Origin of the sequence: Plesiocystis pacifica SIR-1 (assembly GCF_000170895.1) — a bacterium.
Lineage (GTDB): Bacteria > Myxococcota_A > Polyangia > Nannocystales > Nannocystaceae > Plesiocystis > Plesiocystis pacifica.
In genome coordinates this window covers 78355-96640 of sequence record NZ_ABCS01000001.1, presented here as the reverse complement: position 1 = coordinate 96640, position 18286 = coordinate 78355, and the positions used below count along the sequence as shown (strand labels likewise).

The following is an 18286-nucleotide window of genomic DNA, read 5'->3' as shown; positions in this document are numbered from 1 at the left end:
GGTAGCCTCGCCACCATGATCGTGTGGTCCAAGCGCCCGGCTCGGGCCGCCTTTGAACGCTTCGCGCTCGTTTACAGCCCGATCTGGATCGCGGCCATGGCCACGGTGATGCTGACCGGCGTCTACCGAAGCTGGTCGGACCCGGTCTACATGATCTTCGGCGTGGCCCTGGCGGCGCCGCTGGTGCTGTGGCCCGCGCTGGGCATGGCCGCGAGCGCCGACGAGGCGCAGGAGCCGTGGTGGCGGCGCAGCTGGGTGCGGCACAACCTGTGGATCGCGATCTTCGTGTTCGTGGGCAGCTACGTGTGCACCCACTACTTCTTCGACGTCGCCGGCATGCGCTACGGCTTCCCGACGCGCTGGCACCTCGAGGCCGAGCTCGTCGGCGAGCGCGGCGAGCCGGTCCCGCTGTTCCTCTACTTCGTGACCCAGGCCTACTTCATGACCTATCACGTCGGCGCCGTCGTGGCCCTGCGCACCCTGAGCGAGCGCCTGAGCCTGGGCCCGCTCGGGCGCGCCGTGGTCGTCGTGATCCTGGCCTACGCCGTGGCCTTCGCCGAGACCTTCTGCATGGCCGTGCCGATCCTCGCCGACGTGTTCGAGTACGCCGACCGCGGCCGCATGCTCGCCGTCGGCTCGATCTTCTACGGCAGCTTCTTCGTGGTCAGCGTGCCCGTGTTCGCGCGCTTCGACGAGGACCGGGCGTGGAGCCTGGGCGAGACCGCGGCCTCGAGCCTCGCCGTGTCCATGGTCGTGGTCCTGGTCCTCGACCTGTGGGCGAAGCTCATCGGCGGGCTGAGCTGAGCCCGCCGTGCTCATTCGCGGTTGGGCAGGCCGAGGATCTGTTTGCGATCGAGGACCTCGACCTCGAACCACTGCCCGAGCAAGGGCGAGTAGCGCATGGCCAGGGTGGTCTCGAAGGTGCCGAGGGCCTCGCCGTGCTCGTCGCCGCGACGCTCGCGGACGCGGACCTTGGCCCGACACTGCTCGACGCCCACGGCCACGCACTCGTGGGGCAAGGCGCCGCCTCGCTTGCAGCGCTCGTCGAGCTCGACGAGCAGGGCGCTGTCGCGGGAGCCGACCTGATCTTGGTCTTCGTCGAGGGTCGCGCAGCTGCGCGAGTCGATGGACCACAGCACGGCGGCCACGATGGTCAGGCCGGCGACGGCCCACACGATCTCGCGCAGCCCCCTGAAGCGCTTGGCATCGCCCACTCGATAGATCTAGCAGCTGCGGGACCGACGCGCGAGCGGGCGGACCCCACCGACTGGGAGTGGGCCGTCAGCGGGCCGTCAATGGACTGGGGGACCGTCACCGGTCATCTCGATGCTTCGCCACGCGCCCCCGCGAAAGCGCCAGCCTAGCGCCAGCGCCAGCAGGGCGATGTAGAGCACGATGCTCAGCACCGCGGCCACGCCCCCGCCATCGAGCCAGACCACGCCCGCGTAGCCAACCGGCAAGAACACGAACCACGCGATGCTCAGGCGCGCCCACATCGGCCAGGCCGTGTCTCCAGCGGCGCGCAGGGTCTCGGCGAAGCTCATGGCGACGGCGTCGAAGAGCTGCCAGGCCGCGCTCAGGGCCAGCAAGAGCGCGCCGACCTCGACGATCTCGGGTGTGGAGGTCGAGGCCCCCTCCCCGTCCCGGGCCGCGAACGCGGCCATGATCGTCGCCGGCGCGAGCACGTAGATGACCCCCACGCTGACCTGCCACACCGCCGTCGCGGTCATGGTTCGGCGCAAGACGCCCGGGACCGCGTCGCGCTGGTCCGCGCCGATCGCCTGGCCGGTCAAGATGGCCCCGGCCGAGGCCAGCCCAAACGCGGGCATGAAGGACACGGAGTTGACCTGGATGACGACCATCAGCGCCGCGACGGTGACCGTGTCGATGTCGGCGACGATGAAGTCGACGAAGATCATGAACGCGGCGAACTCGAGCAGGTAGTTGATGCCGTTGGGCAGGCCAAAGCGGACCATCCGGCCGAACTCCTGCCAGCTGAGGCCGCCGAGGCCCTCGCCCGGCTCGCCCCGTCCGCCGGTGGCTGCGTCGGGGGTCCACAGCCCAAACGAGAACGAGCCGACCATCACCGCGCAGCCCAGCGAGGTCGCGACGACGCTGGCGATGGCGGCCCCGCGCACGCCCAGGGCCGGGGCGCCGAGGTGGCCCTCGATGAGCAGGTAGTTGAGGGCCACGTTGACGACCATCATCAACAGGCTCCCGACCATCTGCACCCGGGTATTGCCCACCCCGCCGTACCAGGCGCCGATCGCCTCGTAGCCGATGACCGTGGCGACCGCGATCAGGCGCAGCTCGATGTACTCGCCCATCAACGCGCTCACGCTGGGCTCGTAGGCCATCAGCCCGAGCACGGGCTCGACCAGGGGGATCGCGGCCCAACCGAGCACACCCGCCAAGCCAGCGAGGATCAGCCCGTACCAGCCGTAGCGCCGGGCGCCCGCGCCGTCGCCCTGGCCGTGGAGCTGCGAGGCGAAGCTCTGCACGATGAGCGCCACGCCCATGGGCAGCAGCATCACCGTCAAGGTGTTCATCGCGCCGATCGTCGCGGCCGCGAGGGCGTCCTCACCCAGCGGCGCGGTCATCAAGGCGTCGCACAGGCCGATGACCGAGAGCGCCGCCCGCGAGAGCACCACGGGCCAGGCGAGGGTCAGCAGCGCGCGAAGGCTGACGTCGATCGTGGACCTTCTCGACTCCGAATCACCCTGGTCGCCGTCGCTCATTGGAGGCGGAATCTAGCAGCGTGGGCCAAACTTGCACGCTCCCCGAGCTTGCCCTTTGCTGTCGCCTCCAGGCCCCACACCGGGGTCTGGAAGCCGCGCATCCCGCTCACGCTTCGGGCGTCGACGCCGGCAACAAGCCGAGCGAGCGCATCAGCGCCAGCGCGTTCGACTTTTGAACCACGCCCGGGCGCATGCGGTAGTCGAACACCAGCTCACCGTCGACCAGGGTGTCCTCGAAGTGCACGTTGGCCGTGCGCGGCGCGAGGGCCTCGGCGGCCTGGGCCAGCGCCAGATCGTGGGTGGTCAGCAAGCCGATGGCCCCGCGCTCGAGCAGGTCGGCGAGCAGGGCCTCGGCGCCGATGCGGCGGTCGTGGGAGTTGGTCCCGTGCAGGATCTCGTCGAGCAAGAACAGGGTCGGGCCGGCGTCGGCGAGCTGGCTGACCGCCTCGAGGCGCTTGAGCTCAGCCCAAAAGCGCGACGCCCCGTCCTGGAGGCTGTCCTGGACCCGCAAGGTCGCGCCGACGCGCACCGGGCTGAGGGCCATCGAGCTCGCGCGCACGGGCGCGCCGGCCAGGCCCAGGACCACGTTGACGCCGACCGTGCGCAAGAAGGTGCTCTTGCCCGACATGTTCGAGCCGCTGACGACGTAGGCCCGCAGCGGCGCGCGCAGGCCGATGTCGTTGGTCACGCAGCGCGCCCGGGGTAGCAAGGGGTGACCCAGGGCCTCGCCCTCGAGCACCGGGCCGTCCTCCGCCTCGCTCGCGCGCAGCTCGGGGAAGGGATCGTCGGGGTTCTCGAAGGCGTGGCTGGCCAGGGAGCTCAGCGCCTCGAGCTCACCGAGGGCGGCGATCCACTCGGCGATGCGCGGGCCCTCGTCTCGACGCCACCGCTCGATGGCCAGGGCGAAGCTCGGCCCCCAGCACAGGAGCAGAGCGATGGGAAAGAACAGCCCGCTGTTTTGGGCGCCGTACCAGCCCAGCAGGCGGCGCAAGCGGGCGATGGACGCGGACGCGGGCCGCCCCGACTCGGAGCCGAGGCGAGCCTGGAGCGCGCGCAGGCCCGGCTCCTCGAAGGCGGCCTGTTCGAAGGTGGCGAGGACCTGGGCGAGGATCTCGAGCTCGGCCCCGCGGCGCTCGACGGGCCCCGAGAGCCACACCAGCGTGTCCTTGAGCCAGCGGTGCAGCGCGCCCTCGGCCGCGACGGTGGCGATCAGCAGCCACGGACCCCAGGCCGTCCACAGCGCGACGCCAGCGGCCGCCAGGATCGGCAGGACCACGCCCAGCACCAGCACCACCACGCGCTGCCTCGGCCCAAAGCGCGCCGGGCTTCGGCCCCAGTGGATCAAGCGCGCCGGCTCGACCCCCGCGCGCACGTCCTCGCCGAGCACCGCCAGGGACTCGCGCAGGTCGAGGGTGCCGCGGAGGGCCTCGACCATGGCCTGGCGCCCGCGCAACACCTCGACGCTGGGCAGCGGTCGGACCTCGCCGGCGCCAAAGCCTGGGCTGAGCCAGCGCGCCAGGGTCTCCTCTCCCGCCCGGGTCCGCGCCCGACACAGGAGCTCGAACAGCGAGGCCTCGCCAAAGAGATCGAGGTCGTCGGCGAAGGTGTGCTCGCCCTGGAGCTCGGCGAAGTCCCGGGACTGCGGGCCGTTGCCGGCCTCGCCGATCCAGGCGTCGTCCATGCGCGCGAGCCCGGCCTCGTAGTGCGCCACGGCTCGGCGGCCCCGGGCCAGGGCCGTCAGCGCGCGGTCGTGAAAGACCATCAGCGCCACGAAGGCCAGCGCCGGCGCGGCCAGCCACGCCCAGCCGCCGACCCCTTGCAAGCGCCCCTGGACGCCCAGCACGACCACGACGATCGCCGCGACGAACACCCCGACCCGCGCTCTGGAAAAATTGAGGTCGCGGGCCTCGAGGGCCGGCAAGCGAGCGCGCCGATCGGCGAGGCGCGCCTCGTACTCAGCCCGGGGAGTCGCCTTGGTCATGAGCGGCGGAGACTAGCAGCCAGGCTCCGAGGCGCCGCTCCAGTCCGCTACAATCAAAGCGCCATGGCCAAAAAACCCACTTCCCTCCCGGATTGTCCTCCGCTCGTCTCGACGGTGGTCGCCGCGGCTGCCTTGGCCTTGGCGAGCGCCTGCGCGACCCCCAACACGCTCCCCCAACCGCCCCCGCAGCCTCCGCAACCTCCGCAGCCCTACCCGGACCCGGAGACGATGCCTCAGGTGCCACCGCAGCCCGAGCCAGAGGAACACCTGCCGCCTCAGCCCGGGCCGGATCCCGAGGTCGAGGCGGAGCCCAAGGAGGAGCCTCCCCAGGCCCCGAAGCCGAGCCTGGACGGCGCGACCTCGGCCCTCCAGGACGCCACGCTGCGCATCGAGGGGACCGACGAGGCGCTGCTGCGCGCCTGTGACGGCACCCTCCGCGGCCCCGGTCAGCTCGCCCACGGTCGCTACGATCTGCTGATCCGCTGGCCCGACGGCGAGGAGCACCTCGAGGCCCTCGAGCTCTCGCCTGGAGCTCGGGTGACCGTCCACGTCGACGAGCGAGACCGCAGCTGCGTGGTGCGGACCGCGTGAGCGAGGCCCAGCTCGCGCCGCAGTGGCAAGACTGGATCGTCGACAACGCGCTCGCAGGCGTTGACGCCCCGGAGCTGATCGAGACGCTCGTCGAGGGCGGCGTGCCCGAAGCCCTCGCCCGCTCGGAGGTCTCCGCCATCCTCGCGTCCCCGGGCCTGCGAGCGGCCCGGAAGCTCAACCGTAGGGTCGACCGGCGCGACGCCTTGCTCGGCCTGCTGCAGACCCTCGAGCGCGGCCACGGCCGCGGCATCGAGCGCGTCGAGGGGCTCTCGGGCGACGAGTTCTACGCCCGCTACGTCCGCCACGCGCAGCCCGTCGTGCTGACCGACGTCGCCCGGGACTGGCCCGCCGTGAGCAAGTGGACCCCCGAGTATCTGGGGCAGGTGCTCGGCGCGACGAAGCTGCAGATCTGCGAGGGCCGCGACCAGCTCGAGCACCCCGACCGCGACTACTCGCGCTGCGTGTCCACGACCACCATGGCCGAGTACGCCGCCAAGGTCCGCGCTGCGGGCGTGACCAACGACCTCTACATGATCGCCAACAACCGCGTCGCGGAGCAGCCCGAGTTCGCGCCGCTGTTCGACGACGTCGGCCTCGACGAGCGCTACCTGACCCCAAAGCGCGCGTGCAGCTTCTGGTTCGGCCCCGCCGGCACCCGGACCCCGCTGCACCACGACTCTTGCAACATCTTGTTTTGCCAGCTGCGCGGGCAAAAGCGCTTTCGCATGCTCGCGCCGTGGTCGGCCCGGCTCGCCGACGCTGCGGTGGGCTACTACGCGGGCGAGACCCTCGAGCAGGCGATCGCGGCGGGGGAGCGCGGCTACGAGGTCGTGCTCGAGCCCGGCGAAGCCCTCTACCTGCCCGGGTGGTGGTGGCACGAGGTCCTCGCCCTCGACCTCAGCGTCAGCCTGTCTTTTCTCAACTTTCGAGAGCCGACGACCATCGAGCTGCGTGGCGCAGACGCGACCGAAGACTGATCAAAACCGAAGCTGGCGAGAAGGGTTTCATGGCACCGGTAGCCATCGACGAGGCCAGCCGTCTCGACCTCGACGGCGGCGCGTCGACCTGGTCCGCGAGTCTACCGTCGCGTTCGAGGACGGGCCCGGGTAAAGAAGCCGGCCTCGATCCACGGCCGCCGCACGCCCTCGCGCTGAGCCGCCCACGCAGCCTCGATCTCCGCCAGGGGTCGGCCGAGGACTTCGGCGAGCCCCACCAGCCCCGCGTTCACGCTGCCGCGCTCGCGCACGCAGGTCAAAAAGCGCAGGTGCAGCGCCGTAACCGGGAAGGTCGAGGTCGCGTAGTCCCGGCGCAGCAGCACCGACGCGCTCGGCTCTCGCCGCGGGACGCTCGGCCGACGGCCCGCGCGGACCTCGTGGTAGTACCAGGCCACGGGGAAGCGGTGCTCGGCCAGGACCAGGTGGGGTTGAAGGGCGAGCTCGGCGTCCGGGCAATCGGCCGTGGGCTCGCGCTCTCGCTCGCGCTCCGGGCCCGGTCCGTCGAAGAGCTCGAACAGCCGCCACTCGTAGTCGGCCAGGTCGACCATGAAGTCGATCCACGCCTCTCGCTGTGCTGCGGCCGCGTCGCGGTCGGGTCGCTGGGCCTCGAGCCAGGCCGGGAAGCGCCGACCCAGGGCGTAGAGGCTGTGGCTCGTCGAGGGGTGGGCGCGCAGGTACTCCCGGGCGAAGTCGTCGAACAGCTCCGGCCCCAGGGCGTGGCACAGCGCGGGAAACTGGCCGGCGAGGCACTTGCCCAGGCGCGCGATGTAGCTGCGCTGGTAGGTGCCCAGGCGGACCCGCGCGGGCGGGTGGACGCGGACGTCCAGCTCGGGGCCGCTGGCGCCTTCGGGCCGGACCAGGGCGCCGAGCATCCAGTCCTGAAAGTCCCGCAGCGACGCGGGCGGTGAAGGCTGCCCCTTTGACTCGCTCACAGCGCCTCCGCGGCCAGCTCGCTGCGCCCCATGACCGAAGGCACCAGGAAGTCGACCGGGGTCGAGAGCCCCTCCGCGGCCGCGCTCGGGCCCCGACGCAGCGCCGCGTCCAGGCGCCCGTGGTCGAGCTCCCCGGCCATGAACTCCCGGGCGCGCAGGAGCTCGGCGTGGACCCGCTCGAAGGCCGGCACCTCGCCGTCCCACTCGAGCAGCGTCGAGGCCCCGCCGGTGCGCTGCCAGGCCAGACGAAACAGCTCCCAGACCCCCTCGGACACGGGCTGGTCGTGGGTGTCGACGATGTGCTCGGGGCCGCGCTGGTGCCCCGCGAGGTGCAGCTGGACCACGGCCTCGAAGGGGAAGGCGTCGAGGTAGCTGCGGGGGTCCTCGCCCGCGTTGAAGCAGCTGACGAACACGTTGTTGACGTCGAGGAGCAGGCGGCAGCCGGTCTCGGCCACGAGCGCGGCGAGGAACTCGGGCTCGCGCAGGGTCGAGGCGCGCAGGCGCAGGTAGGTGCTGGGGTTCTCGAGCACCAGCGGCCGGCCGAGGATGTCCTGGACCACGCGGACGCGCTCGGCGACGTAGGCGAGCACCTCCTCGGTCAAGGGCAGCGGGAGCAGGTCGTGGCTGTTGACCCCGCCGACGCCGGTCCAGCACACGTGGTCGCTGACCCAGCGCGCGCCCACGCCCTCGGCGAGGGCCCGCAAGCGCCGGAGGTAGTCGCGGTCCAGGGGGTCGCAGCTGCCGATCGACATGGACACGCCGTGGAGCACCACCGGGTAGCGCTCGGCGATCTGCGCGAGCACGTAGCCGGGCCGCCCCCCGGAGTCCATGAAGTTCTCGGAGATGGCCTCGAACCAGTCCACGGCCGGCCACTCCCGCAGGATGTGGTCGAAGTGGACGTTGCGCAGGCCAACTCCGAGACCCAGATGGTGGCCGAGGCTCGGTGCGTCTTGCATGGCGCTCCCCGTTCAGCTCAGGCGCAGCTGCCCGCTCCGCTGAGCCCGCTCGAGCCGCAGGCCGTCATGCCGGCGTCGCTGTAGTCCTGGATCCACTCGATGGTCGGCCCGTAGGCGAACAGGTCCGGGTTCGCGGCGCTGCCCGGGACCGGCGGCGGCGCCTCGGGGAGGTCGGGGTTTTGCTCGCGCAGCCCGGGCCAGACCTTGTCCGTGAACACCTCCCGAGCCCGCCGCCACACGCTCTTGCCGCGCATCGCCCCGTCGCTGGCGAAGCGCTCGGCGTTGATCGGCGTGGCGCACGAGCCCAGGTTCTGGCAGCCGTTGTGCCCGGGCTCGAGCTGCTCGGCGGCGGTGCCGTAGAGCCCGCAGCCGCCCTGGTTGGCGCAGTCGTTTTGTACGTGGCAGGTGTGGTCCGAGACCGAGGGCGAGCTCGGGTCCTTGGCGTTGTAGGCCAGCGCCGTCGAGCAGTAGCCCTGGCCCGCGCACGCGTTGTCGCGGGTCCGGCCCTGGCCGCGGCAGCTGTTGAGGCCCATGCACGCGTGCCGGACCTCGCCCGAGGCCACCGTCGCCGGCGGGCTCGAGGGGAAGGTCGGCACGCCCGCGTACTGGCTGACGTCGCAGCCCGTGCTCGCGGGCTTGGGCTCGAAGAACTCGCTGACGTCGGGGAGCTCGGGGATGGCCTTGTCGATGTAGTAGTCGAGGCCGGCCTGCTTGTACCAGGGCGCGTCGGCGTAGCGGGCGTGGGCCCGGGCGCACATGCTCTCGAGCGTGGCGAAGGCCTGGTGCCGCGCGCCGAGGTTGATGTTGTCGAAGGGCGGCGCGAGCCGGGCGCACTGCCCCGGGCTGGCCCCCGTGGGCTCGAGGTAGACCGTGCGCATGGACTGGATGAACTTGTCGAGCACCCAGATCATCGACATGTGCAGGGTCCGGTTGAAGTAGAGCTTTTGGTTCTCCGGCGTCTGCAGGAAGATGGCCTCGCACATGATCAGCATGTACTGGTAGAGGCCGCTGGCGATGTCCGCGATGTCCCGGCGCCCCTCGGGGAAGGCCGCGGCCACGGGGTTGTCGGGGAACTCGAACACCACCGCGCGCAGCTCGTCGGGGGTGAACTGGCGCGGGGCCGGGGGGATCTTCAGGGGGATGCGGTGCGGGTCGGCCCCGGGGTAGCCCGCGAGCTCGGACTGGACCGAGAGGAACTTCGCGTAGTGCGACTGCTCGCGGTCGGTGGGGTCGTCGAAGCGGGTGTGGTCGAAGCCCTCGCCCTGAAAGCAGATGGTGGTGATCGCCTGGACGGCCTGCTCGCAGCTGGTGATCGGCATCAGCGCGCTCGGCCCGACGTGGCTGTCCTCGCGGCTGGCGAACTGCGACACCTCCGAGGCCGAGCCCTCGGTGGTCGCGGGCGTGGGGCAGTTGATGTCGAAGCTCGCCTCCGGGTAGCCGGTGTCGATGTTGTTGGGCGAGTAGTTGGTCGACTGGATCTGGCGGGACTCGGCGCCCTTTTGAAAGTCGCAGTCCTGGATGCGATCGGACTCGATGATGCAGCGGATGTACGAGTAGATCTGGCCGATGGTCTGCCAGTTCGCGTCCTCCGGCGGGGCGTCGCGCTCTTCGGGGTACTCGATCTCGAGGAAGTGCCACAGGTGATCGACGGACAGCTTGGCCAGGGGAACCTCGAAGGGCTCGCCGTCGGGGCCGAGGAAGGCGTGGCCCGGGAGGCTGCTCGGGTAGGGCGCGGGCGAGCGCAGGTAGAGCGCCGGGGGCTTGCCCGTGAGCGAAAAATAGATGTTCGAGGACAGCGACATGTGCAGCATCTCCTCGACGGCCACGCTCATGATCAGCGCGCCGGCCTTGTCGGCGAAGCGGGCCAGGTCCGTGGACGGGAAGCCCCCGGGCTCGCCCTTGGCCACGGTGCGATCGATCGAGTAGTAGGTGTAGAGGTAGATGGGGATGGTCGCTAGCTCGACCTCCACGGCCGTCTGGAGCAGCGAGACCAGCTCCGAGCGCGCGCGCTCGGGGGTCCAGGTGGCGTTGATCTCACGGACGAGCCGCTCCTCGTTGGGGGTCAGCGGCGGGACGGCGTAGGGCGTGGTCATCGCAGCCATGGTAGGCAACTCTCCCGAGCCGAGGACGGTGAGCTGTCGAAGCCAACGGCCCGCTGCGCCGTGTTTCCACCGGGTTATCGCCACAGCTCGCCCGCGCGGGACGACGCGAGCGTTCGCTTCGCCCGCGGCGTTCAGGCCGTCGGCGTCGAGCGGCCGCGCTCGACGAGGCCCTCGCCGTCGAGGGCACGGATCGCCGCGCGGATCGGCTCGGGGACGCGCACCGAGCTCTCGGCCGCGTAGTCGACGAGCACGATCACGGCGTCGCCCTCGGCCGCGACGGCGCCGTGGGCCTCGGACCACACCTGGCTGCGCAGGCGCATGCTCGAGCCGCCGAGCTCGACGCAGCGCAGGCTCGTCCACACCTTGTCCGGGAAGCCCACGGGCAAGCGGTAGTCGCACTCGACGCGGGCCAGGATCGGACCCACGGCCCCGCCGCTCTCGCGCATCCACGCCGACACGCCCACGCGCTCGAACCACTCGAAGCGGGCGTTCTCCAGCCAACGCAGGTAGATGATGTTGTTGACGTGGCCGAGGGAGTCCATCTCGCCCCAGGCCACGGCCTGGCGCACGCACACGGGGGTGCCGAGGCCCTCGGGGTCGCTGAAGCCAGGGGGGATGTCCAAGGGCTCGACCACGGCGCTCAAATCTCGGGGATGTAGTACTCGTCGGGGTCTTCTTCGACCTCGACGAAGGGCAGGCGCTCGAGCTCGAGCAGGCCCCGGCCGATACACGCCGAGGTGAACAGCAGCGCCGGCAACAAGGCGACGAGCAGGCCGCGGAACAGCGAGGTCCCGTGGGTCCGCGAGAGCGCGAAGGCCAGGCGCCACAGCGACGAGACCACCGCGACGGCCAGGATCACCGCCCAGACCTCGGGCTCCACGCCCACGCCGATCAGCAGGACGTCGAGCACGCCGACCAACAACAACGCGGGCGCGAGGGCCAGGCCAAAGGCGCGCATGCTCGCGCCGATCGAGCGCCGCGCCCCGCCGGTCAGCGCCAGGCCCAGGTGGCCGAGGATGCCCCCGAAGAAGTAGAGCATCGGCAGGCCCAGGGGGACCATCATCAGCAGCCACAGGCGGAGGGTGTCGGCGAACTGCGCGCCCGCGAGCACCCCGACCACCGTCGGTCGGTCGAGGCCCTGGGGCCCGTCGTCGAGGGCCCAGCCCTGCCCGCCCCAGGCCATCGCGACCAGCCACAGGCTCAGGCGCAGCAGGGCGAGGAAGGCGAGCACGCGGCCGTGGTCGACGGGCTCCTCGACGGCGCGGAAGCTCCGCGAGGGCGAGATGATCAGCTGCCCGAGGGTCCGGACGCAGCGACCCAGCCAGCCGCGCTCGAGATCGGTCTCGAGGGGCAAGGCGCGCGCGCGCGGATCGAGGTGGCAGCTCCGGCACAGATCCGGGGCGCGGACCTGGGTGCGACGATCGTCGAGGCCCTCGAAGGCCTCGCCGCAGCGGGCGCAGCGATCTTGCTTCGCCGTGCGAGCGCGCGCGGGACGAGGTTCGGCGGTCTGGGTCGCGGCCAAGGTCGACGCAGTGTATCGGGTCCACGGCGCAGCGCGAGGCCGGGGCCTCAACGACGCGCAGAGCGACCCAGCCTGGCCCCAGGCTGGCGAACCCCCGCCCGTGAGCCCCCGCGCCGCCGACGGGGCGGAGCGTGACCTCGCTCGCAGTGCCGACCTGGAGCCTTTGCCTGGGCGAAGCGCGCTGTCTATGGTCTGGGGGTGCGCGCGCGACTCACGACGGCCCTGACGGGAGCCCTGGGGCTCCTGCTCCTGCTGTCGGCGTGCCCGAGCAACGACAAGACCCAGCCCCCCGCGGCGCACTACGGCGACAAGCAGGCCGCCCTCGCCTCCTTCGAGGAGCCCGAGCGCGACGCCTGGGCCCGGCCCGCGCAGGTCGTCGAGGCCCTGAAGCTCGAGCCGGGGGCCGACGTCGCCGACATCGGCGCGGGCTCGGGCTACTTCACCCGCCGCCTCGCCCAGGCAGCCTCCGGGGGCACGACCTACGCCGTCGACGTCGACGCGGACTTCAAGCGCCACATCGACGGCCAGCGCGCGCGCTGGGGCACGCCCAACATCGTCACCCGCCTGGCCGTCTACGAGCACCCCCTGCTCCCGGCCAACAGCGTCGACGTGGTGTTCATCTCCAACACCTACTCCTTTCTCCAAGACCGCGCCGCCTACTTCCGCGCGGTCCACTCGGCCCTACGCCCGGGCGGACGCCTCGCGCTCATCGACTGGCGCGCCGAGGTCCAGTGCCCGCGCCACGTCGGCTGCCCCAAGCCCAACCAGCGCATCCCCAAGGCCATGGCCAAGCGCGAGCTGGCCGGGGTCGGCTTCGCCGTCGCGGAGGAGCACGACTTCCTCCCCTATCAGTACTTCCTGATCTTGACCCGTGAGCAAGACGCCGGGCGTCGCAAGCCGGCGGTCCGCCCCCCCTCGCGGACCACCCCGAGCCGGCCGACGCAGCCCTCCGCCACCCCGCGCGACGTGAAGTCCCCCCGATGACCGCCAGCTCCCCCTCCCCCGCCAGCCCGCTCGACACCCGCCCCACGCCGACCCCCGAGGCCCTCCGCGCCGGCTACGAGCGCGCCCTCGGGGCCCTCGAGCGCGCCCAGCAAGCGCGCGGGGCCTGGGCCGGCGAGGTCGTCTGGAACCCCATGCTGATCTGCCAGTACGTGATCGCCATGCACGTGCTGGGGCGCGAGATCCCGGCGGAGCGCAGGCGCAACATTCGACGCCAGCTCGAGGTCACGCGCAAGCGCGACGGCGGCTGGGGCATGCACCCCGACCCGCCCGAGCGCGAGCCCAAACCAGAGCCAGCGTTCGAGCCTGGGCCCGCGCCGGTCTCTGAACACGACAGTCCAGACGCCGAGGCCCCCGCCGAGACCATGGCCGGGAAGTTCGACTCGTGGATGTTCCACACCGTGCTCGGCTACGTGGCCCTGCGCCTGCTCGGCGACGCCCACGAGCCCGGCGAGGATCCCCAGCGCACCGCCGCCATGCTCGAGGAGTCCCTGGCGTGGATCCACGCCCACGGCGGGCCCGAGCGCGCGCCGACCTGGGGGCGCATCTGGCTGGCCCTCCTCGGCCTCTACCCCTGGGACCTCGTCCAGCCCCTGCTGCCCGAGCTGTGGCTGCTGCCCGACGACGCGCCCATGCACCCGCGCCGGCTCTACTGCCACATGCGGCTGATCTACCTGGGCCTGTCCTACCTGTGGGGCGCGCGGGTCCAGGCCCCGAGCGGCCCCGTGCTCGACGCCCTCGCGGCCGAGCTCTACCCCGGCGGTCCGAGCCGGGCGCGCTTCGAGGCCGCCCGCGACGACATCGCGCCGACGGACCTGTTCGAGCCCGTGGGCGCCGTGCTGCAGTGGGCCTTCGCGGCCGGCCGGACCCTCGATCGCGCGACGGACCTGCCCCTGCTGCGCCCGCCCCTGGCCGCCCTGCGTCGCCGCGCCCTCGACCGCGCCTGGGCGCACATCGAGTTCGAGTTCCACAGCACCGACTGGGTGTGCCTGAGCCCCGTCAACGGCATGCTCTTTTGCCTGGCCATGGCCAAGCGCGACCCCGATCACCCGGACCTCGACCGCGCCCTCGCGGGCCTCGAGTACTGGGTCTGGGAGGACGCCGAGGAGGGCGCCCGGATCTGCGGCGCGCGCTCGGACATCTGGGACACGAGCTTCGCCCTCCAGGCCCTGGCCGAAGGCCCCGAGCTCGAGCTCGGGCGCGCCCTCGCCCAGCGCGCGGCCGCGTGGCTACCCAAGGCCCAGGTCATGCGCGAGCTGTCGACGACGGCCCCGGGCGCCCTGCCCAACTACCGCTCACCCACCCGCGGCGGCTGGGGCTTCGCCGACGAGCGCCACCCCTGGCCCGTCAGCGACTGCACCGCGGAGGCCCTCGAGGCCCTGCTCCACGTCGAGGCCCGGGGCTGGATCGGCGAGGGCCAGGCCACGCCCGCGCTGTCCCCCGCCCGCAAGCTCGCCGCCGCCGAGTTCATCCTGCTCCGCCAAAACGACGACGGGGGCTTCGGCTCCTACGAGGAGCGGCGCGGGTCCATGGCGCTGATCCACTTCAACCCCGCCGAGATGTACGGCAACTGCATGCTCGAGTACTCCTACGCCGAGTGCTCCGCGAGCTGCGTCCGCGCCCTGGCCGTGCTCCGCGAGCGCGAGCCCGCCCTGCTCGCCAGCGCCGGGGACCTGCGCGCGCGCGTCGACGCGGCCGTGGACGCCGGCGTCCGCTTCCTGCTCGAGGCCGTCGACCCCAAGGCCGGGGCCTGGCGCGGCTTTTGGGGCGTCAACTACACCTACGGCACCTACTTCGCGGTCTCGGCCCTGCTCGCCGCCGGCGTCGAGCGTGAGCACCTGGTCGTCCGCCGGGCGGTCCGCTTCCTCCTCGATCGACAGCGCGCCGACGGGGGCTGGGCCGAGGACTACCGCGGCCTGCTCGAGCGCGACTCCGGCACGCTCTTGTCCCGGACCCTCGGGGCCAAGCGCGAGCCTCGGCGTGGCGCGCCGTCGTGGGACCTCGCCGACGACGAAGCCAGCCGCGTGACCCAGACCGCCTGGGCCGTCGCGACCTTGGCGCTCGCGGCTCCCCAGCGCGCCCGCCAGAGCGTCGACGCCGGCCTCGCCTACCTGCTCGAGCGCCAGCAGGCCGACGGCACCTGGGAGCACGATGCGAGCGTCGGCGTGTTCTTCAACACCGCCGTGCTCGACTACCGACTCTACCGTCAGGTGTTCCCGACCTGGGCGCTGGCTCGCTGCCTCGAAGACCACCATCTCAAAGGCGACGAAGATTGCACTTTGTCCAAGCCGTGAGCTGGACCGCCAACTCGCTAAAGGTCGAAATTCGCAAGCACAAGGGCGCCCCGGGGCACGTTGCCTCATGGGAGCGATCGGCTCCACCCGGGCCGGGCGGCGCGGCTCCAGGGATCGCGCGATCGCTCCCACGGCGACCCCTCCCCCACTTTTGCTGAGATGCGGCTAGTCCGCGTCTCGCTGGCGATTGGGCTCAAAACGGTCCACCGGCGCCGACGGAGCTCCCCCTCGCAGTTCCCGAGCTCACCCGGTCGGCACGAAAGTTGCTCACTCAATGGGCATGGTCCGTGCCCTCTCGAACCGTCGTCCGCAGCGCTCCCCCGTTGGACTGGCGTGGGCGGGCACCCATGAGACCACGGTCGCCTACTTTGGCGAGCACGCTTCGTCCGGCGTGGCCTGGCATCTCTTCCTCGATCGCCTCCGACGCAGCGAACGCCCCCTCGTCATCCAACTCGACGAGCGGACGGCCCTCGACGAGACGCAGCGCCGCGAGCTCGCCGAGGCCGTGGGGCCAACTAGCCGCGTCGCCGTCATCGCCGCCAGCGCCCGAGCGCGCGCCCTCTCGACGGGTCTGCGCTGGCTCGGCGTCGAGGCCGAGTTCTTCCGCATCAACCATGTCCTCGACGTCGCGCGCTACCTCGGCATCGATCGCCGCAAGCTGGCAGCTGCGCTCAACGGCCTCGACGCCGCCGCCTGAAGCTCACCGAGCAGGGTCGCTCTTGATCCTTCGATCTACTCGTCCCCGTCGACGAGGATGTCTGTGGTCTCGAGGGAAGCCCGCAGCGCGGCCTCGTCCAACCCCATGGACTCGCCGAGCACCTCGAACATCGCGCTCACCGAGTTGAGCACCTTGATGTCCATGCGGCGACCGAGCAACAGCCCCAGACCCGCGATGATGCTGCGGAACAGGGACTGACGCAGAGAGTGGCCCAGGAGCACCATCCACGAGTCGGTGAGTAGCTCCTCGAAGGCTTCGTAGGACGCCGCGAGGGCCTTGCGGGTGTTGTTGTCGGGGATGCTCGCCTCCGCCCCAATGATGGCCACAAGGTAGACCCGGCCTTGCTGACGATGCGTGTCCTGGACCAACTTCGCCAGCAGTCTGCTGCCCTCCTCGCTCGGCTCGAGCCATCGAACCACGACCAGGGGACCCTGTACGTAAGATCGGAAAGCAGGATTCACGGCCCAAAACTAGCAGCTTCCTGCCATGATTGTGACGGGATGTTCGTCCCACATTGACCCACTGCTACAATCTGCTCGAGTACGCGAAAACGCTCAAAAGTGCATACAATGCTGGGAACAGGGCTTGGCTCCCGTGCAAAAGTACACCAACAGTCAATCCGATCACTGGTACGCTATTTGCTCTGCATGCCAGCGTGGGACGCTGGATTCACTGCGGTTCGATGGACGCGACACACACTGCACCCGACGAAGACCTGGCCTGGGTCGGAGACTTCTCGACCACGGTGATCGTCCTGCGTGGCGATCACGCTCGGGAGGGCAACTGGCAGGCCCTACTGAACAGATTGCGCCGCAACCCACGGCCCACGGTGCTGCGCATCCTCGGGGACGCCCACCTCGGCGTGCGCCGACGGGGCGAGCTCGCCGAGGCCCTCGGCTCCAAGGTCCGCGTCGCGGCCCTGGTCGATAGCGAGCGCGGCCGCGGGCTGGCGACCGCGCTGCGCTGGCTCGGCGCCGAGGTCGACATCTTCGATCACGGCGACGTCCAGGCTGCCGGCCGACACCTCGGCCTCGCGTCGACCAAGATCCGCAACATGACCTCGCCGCTGATCCACGCCGGGCTCGTCTAGCCCTCGTCTAGACGTCCGGCGGAGCCTCTGCCGAGGCGTCCGGCGATGGCTCGGGCGGGTCGGGAGGCTCGGGCAGATCGGGCAGCTCCTCCACGCTCATCGCGTCGGGGGGGATCGGCGTGTCCTCCTTCTCGACCTCCGCGCGCATGCTCGCCGCCGCGGCCTCGCGCTCTTGCATCTCCGCCCCCGAGCCCATGAGCACGGCGATCCACTTCAGGTCGTCGCTGTTCTCGAGCAGGATCTTCACCACCATGGTCAACGGCACCGACAGGAACATGCCCAGCGAGCCCCAGATCCAGCCCCAGACCACCAGGGACAGCCACACCACCAGGGTCGACAGGCCCAGGCGCTTGCCCATGATCCGCGGCTCGAGGATGCTGCCGACCACGAGGTTGATGGCCACGTAGCCGACCACCAAGATCAGCGAGCGCTCCCAGCCAAACTGGACCAGGGCCAGGAGGGTCGGCGGGACCGCGGCGATGATCGAGCCGAGGGTCGGGATGTAGTTGAGGAAGAAGGCGACCAGGCCCCACAGCACGGGGTAGTCGACGCCCACGGCCAGGCACAGGCCCCAGGCCAGCAGGCCCGTGAACCCCGAGATCCAGGTCTTGATCGACAGGTACTCCTGGATGTCGTCGATGACCCGAGAGAAGCGCTCGACGTCTTCCGTGGTCGAGCCCAGGGCGAGCTGGAGCTTGCGCGGCAAGCCGGCGGCCTCGGCCATGATGAAGGCCGTCGTGAACAGCACGAAGATCGTGTTCGACAGGGCGTTGCCGATGCTCGAGACCACGCTGCCGGCGAGGTTGGCGATCATCCTCGGGTCGATGAGGTCGATGAGCGCGCCCGTGCCGGGGTGCATGATCGACTCGTCGCCGCCCTCGGCGGCCCCGCCCCCCTCGGCCCCCGTGACGGCCTCGGCCGCGGCTCCCTCGGCCCCCTCACCGACCCCCGGGCTCAGATCCGGCACCTCGAGCTCGCCCCCGGTGCTGGTCGGCAGCTTTGTCCCCTCGATGAAGGACAAGCCGTACTCGTCGAGCAAGCTCAGCCAATTCGAGATGATCGCCTCGAGCTGATCCCCGTAGCTGTCGACGTTCTGGGAGAAGTCCGCGAGCGAGTTGCCGACGAGCAGGGTGATGAGCGTGGCGCCCGCGAGCACGCCGCTGACGATGATCGTGACCGCGAGCCAGTCCGGGAAGCCGCGGCGCTGGAGGGCCTGCACCGGCGGGATGGCGAGGATGGTCAGGAAGGCCGCGAACAGCACCGGGATGACGATCGGCCCGGCCGCGCGCAGGCCCGCGACGACCACCACCAAGGAGGCGCCGGTGATCAAGACCCGCAGGCCGATGGCTCGCTTCTCGCTCATGG

General features: G+C 71.2%; 17 protein-coding genes. 7 read left to right on the top strand and 10 right to left on the bottom strand.

Features of this window, described 5'->3' with window-relative positions:
* Positions 1–15: 15 nt before the first annotated feature.
* Positions 16–804, top strand: coding sequence for a hypothetical protein (locus tag PPSIR1_RS00345; protein WP_006968960.1), 789 nt, complete (start codon positions 16–18; stop codon positions 802–804).
* Positions 805–815: 11 nt separating this feature from the next.
* On the opposite strand, the gene PPSIR1_RS00340 is transcribed toward PPSIR1_RS00345, so the two are convergent.
* From PPSIR1_RS00340 to PPSIR1_RS00330, 3 genes are all read right to left on the bottom strand, one after another.
* Positions 816–1214: a hypothetical protein gene (locus PPSIR1_RS00340; protein ID WP_006968959.1), complete on the bottom strand. Its 399-nt coding sequence runs from the start codon at positions 1212–1214 to the stop codon at positions 816–818.
* 78 nt (positions 1215–1292) lie between these two features.
* Positions 1293–2738, bottom strand: a complete 1446-nt coding sequence (locus tag PPSIR1_RS00335) for an MATE family efflux transporter (RefSeq protein ID WP_006968958.1) — start codon at positions 2736–2738, stop codon at positions 1293–1295.
* Positions 2739–2844: 106 nt separating this feature from the next.
* A complete protein-coding gene (locus PPSIR1_RS00330) occupies positions 2845–4719 on the bottom strand; it encodes a MutS-related protein (protein WP_006968957.1) in 1875 nt (624 codons plus the stop codon).
* Positions 4720–4956: 237 nt separating this feature from the next.
* Here PPSIR1_RS00330 and PPSIR1_RS41450 point away from each other — a divergent pair, with 237 nt between their 5' ends.
* Both PPSIR1_RS41450 and PPSIR1_RS00320 read left to right on the top strand, forming a co-directional pair.
* Complete coding sequence (locus PPSIR1_RS41450; protein ID WP_157595058.1) at positions 4957–5310, top strand: hypothetical protein; 354 nt, start codon at positions 4957–4959, stop codon at positions 5308–5310.
* Positions 5307–6287 carry a cupin-like domain-containing protein gene (locus PPSIR1_RS00320; protein WP_006968955.1) on the top strand — a complete coding sequence of 327 codons (981 nt, stop codon included), beginning with the start codon at positions 5307–5309 and terminating at the stop codon, positions 6285–6287. Before PPSIR1_RS41450 ends, PPSIR1_RS00320 begins: the two co-directional genes overlap by 4 nt.
* 101 nt (positions 6288–6388) lie before the next feature.
* On the opposite strand, the gene PPSIR1_RS00315 is transcribed toward PPSIR1_RS00320, so the two are convergent.
* The 5 genes from PPSIR1_RS00315 to PPSIR1_RS00290 all read right to left on the bottom strand — a co-directional run bounded on the left by PPSIR1_RS00315 (position 6389) and on the right by PPSIR1_RS00290 (position 11817).
* Positions 6389–7237 carry an HvfC/BufC N-terminal domain-containing protein gene (locus tag PPSIR1_RS00315; RefSeq protein ID WP_157595057.1) on the bottom strand — a complete coding sequence of 283 codons (849 nt, stop codon included), beginning with the start codon at positions 7235–7237 and terminating at the stop codon, positions 6389–6391.
* Positions 7234–8193, bottom strand: a complete 960-nt coding sequence (gene bufB / locus PPSIR1_RS00310; RefSeq protein WP_006968953.1) for an MNIO family bufferin maturase — start codon at positions 8191–8193, stop codon at positions 7234–7236. Before bufB ends, PPSIR1_RS00315 begins: the two co-directional genes overlap by 4 nt.
* 17 nt (positions 8194–8210) lie before the next feature.
* Positions 8211–10286 carry a ferritin-like domain-containing protein gene (locus PPSIR1_RS00300; RefSeq protein ID WP_006968952.1) on the bottom strand — a complete coding sequence of 692 codons (2076 nt, stop codon included), beginning with the start codon at positions 10284–10286 and terminating at the stop codon, positions 8211–8213.
* A 140-nt stretch (positions 10287–10426) separates the two neighbouring features.
* Positions 10427–10930, bottom strand: a complete 504-nt coding sequence (locus PPSIR1_RS00295) for an acyl-CoA thioesterase (RefSeq protein WP_053335290.1) — start codon at positions 10928–10930, stop codon at positions 10427–10429.
* Between the two features lie 5 nt (positions 10931–10935).
* Entirely contained in the window at positions 10936–11817 is an 882-nt protein-coding gene (locus tag PPSIR1_RS00290; RefSeq protein WP_006968950.1) for a hypothetical protein, read from the bottom strand.
* A 198-nt stretch (positions 11818–12015) separates the two neighbouring features.
* On the opposite strand from PPSIR1_RS00290, the gene PPSIR1_RS00285 reads away from it, so the two are divergent.
* The 3 genes from PPSIR1_RS00285 (at position 12016) to PPSIR1_RS00275 (ending at position 15810) form a co-directional block, all read left to right on the top strand.
* Positions 12016–12801: a class I SAM-dependent methyltransferase gene (locus PPSIR1_RS00285; protein WP_006968949.1), complete on the top strand. Its 786-nt coding sequence runs from the start codon at positions 12016–12018 to the stop codon at positions 12799–12801.
* Positions 12798–15113: a prenyltransferase/squalene oxidase repeat-containing protein gene (locus PPSIR1_RS00280; protein WP_006968948.1), complete on the top strand. Its 2316-nt coding sequence runs from the start codon at positions 12798–12800 to the stop codon at positions 15111–15113. The genes PPSIR1_RS00285 and PPSIR1_RS00280 overlap by 4 nt, the downstream gene beginning before the upstream one ends.
* A gap of 280 nt (positions 15114–15393) precedes the next feature.
* Positions 15394–15810, top strand: coding sequence for a hypothetical protein (locus tag PPSIR1_RS00275; protein ID WP_157595056.1), 417 nt, complete (start codon positions 15394–15396; stop codon positions 15808–15810).
* A 35-nt stretch (positions 15811–15845) separates the two neighbouring features.
* Here PPSIR1_RS00275 and PPSIR1_RS00270 read toward each other — a convergent pair whose 3' ends face one another.
* The gene (locus PPSIR1_RS00270; protein ID WP_006968946.1) at positions 15846–16157 is read right to left on the bottom strand and encodes a hypothetical protein; all 312 of its coding nucleotides are present in this window, start codon (positions 16155–16157) and stop codon (positions 15846–15848) included.
* A 356-nt stretch (positions 16158–16513) separates the two neighbouring features.
* On the opposite strand from PPSIR1_RS00270, the gene PPSIR1_RS00265 reads away from it, so the two are divergent.
* Positions 16514–16921: a hypothetical protein gene (locus PPSIR1_RS00265; RefSeq protein ID WP_006968945.1), complete on the top strand. Its 408-nt coding sequence runs from the start codon at positions 16514–16516 to the stop codon at positions 16919–16921.
* A gap of 7 nt (positions 16922–16928) precedes the next feature.
* Here PPSIR1_RS00265 and PPSIR1_RS00260 read toward each other — a convergent pair whose 3' ends face one another.
* Positions 16929–18284, bottom strand: a complete 1356-nt coding sequence (locus PPSIR1_RS00260; protein WP_006968944.1) for an AI-2E family transporter — start codon at positions 18282–18284, stop codon at positions 16929–16931.
* Between the last annotated feature and the right edge of the window lie 2 nt (positions 18285–18286).

Coding starts and splice junctions, on each gene's coding strand:
- PPSIR1_RS00345 (WP_006968960.1), top strand. CDS start 16: ATGATCGTGTGGTCCAAGCGCCCGGCTCGGGCCGCCTTTGAACGCTTC.
- bufB (WP_006968953.1), bottom strand. CDS start 8,193: ATGCAAGACGCACCGAGCCTCGGCCACCATCTGGGTCTCGGAGTTGGC.
- PPSIR1_RS00275 (WP_157595056.1), top strand. CDS start 15,394: ATGGTCCGTGCCCTCTCGAACCGTCGTCCGCAGCGCTCCCCCGTTGGA.
- PPSIR1_RS00280 (WP_006968948.1), top strand. CDS start 12,798: ATGACCGCCAGCTCCCCCTCCCCCGCCAGCCCGCTCGACACCCGCCCC.
- PPSIR1_RS00260 (WP_006968944.1), bottom strand. CDS start 18,284: ATGAGCGAGAAGCGAGCCATCGGCCTGCGGGTCTTGATCACCGGCGCC.
- PPSIR1_RS00330 (WP_006968957.1), bottom strand. CDS start 4,719: ATGACCAAGGCGACTCCCCGGGCTGAGTACGAGGCGCGCCTCGCCGAT.
- PPSIR1_RS00265 (WP_006968945.1), top strand. CDS start 16,514: ATGGACGCGACACACACTGCACCCGACGAAGACCTGGCCTGGGTCGGA.
- PPSIR1_RS00335 (WP_006968958.1), bottom strand. CDS start 2,738: ATGAGCGACGGCGACCAGGGTGATTCGGAGTCGAGAAGGTCCACGATC.
- PPSIR1_RS00300 (WP_006968952.1), bottom strand. CDS start 10,286: ATGACCACGCCCTACGCCGTCCCGCCGCTGACCCCCAACGAGGAGCGG.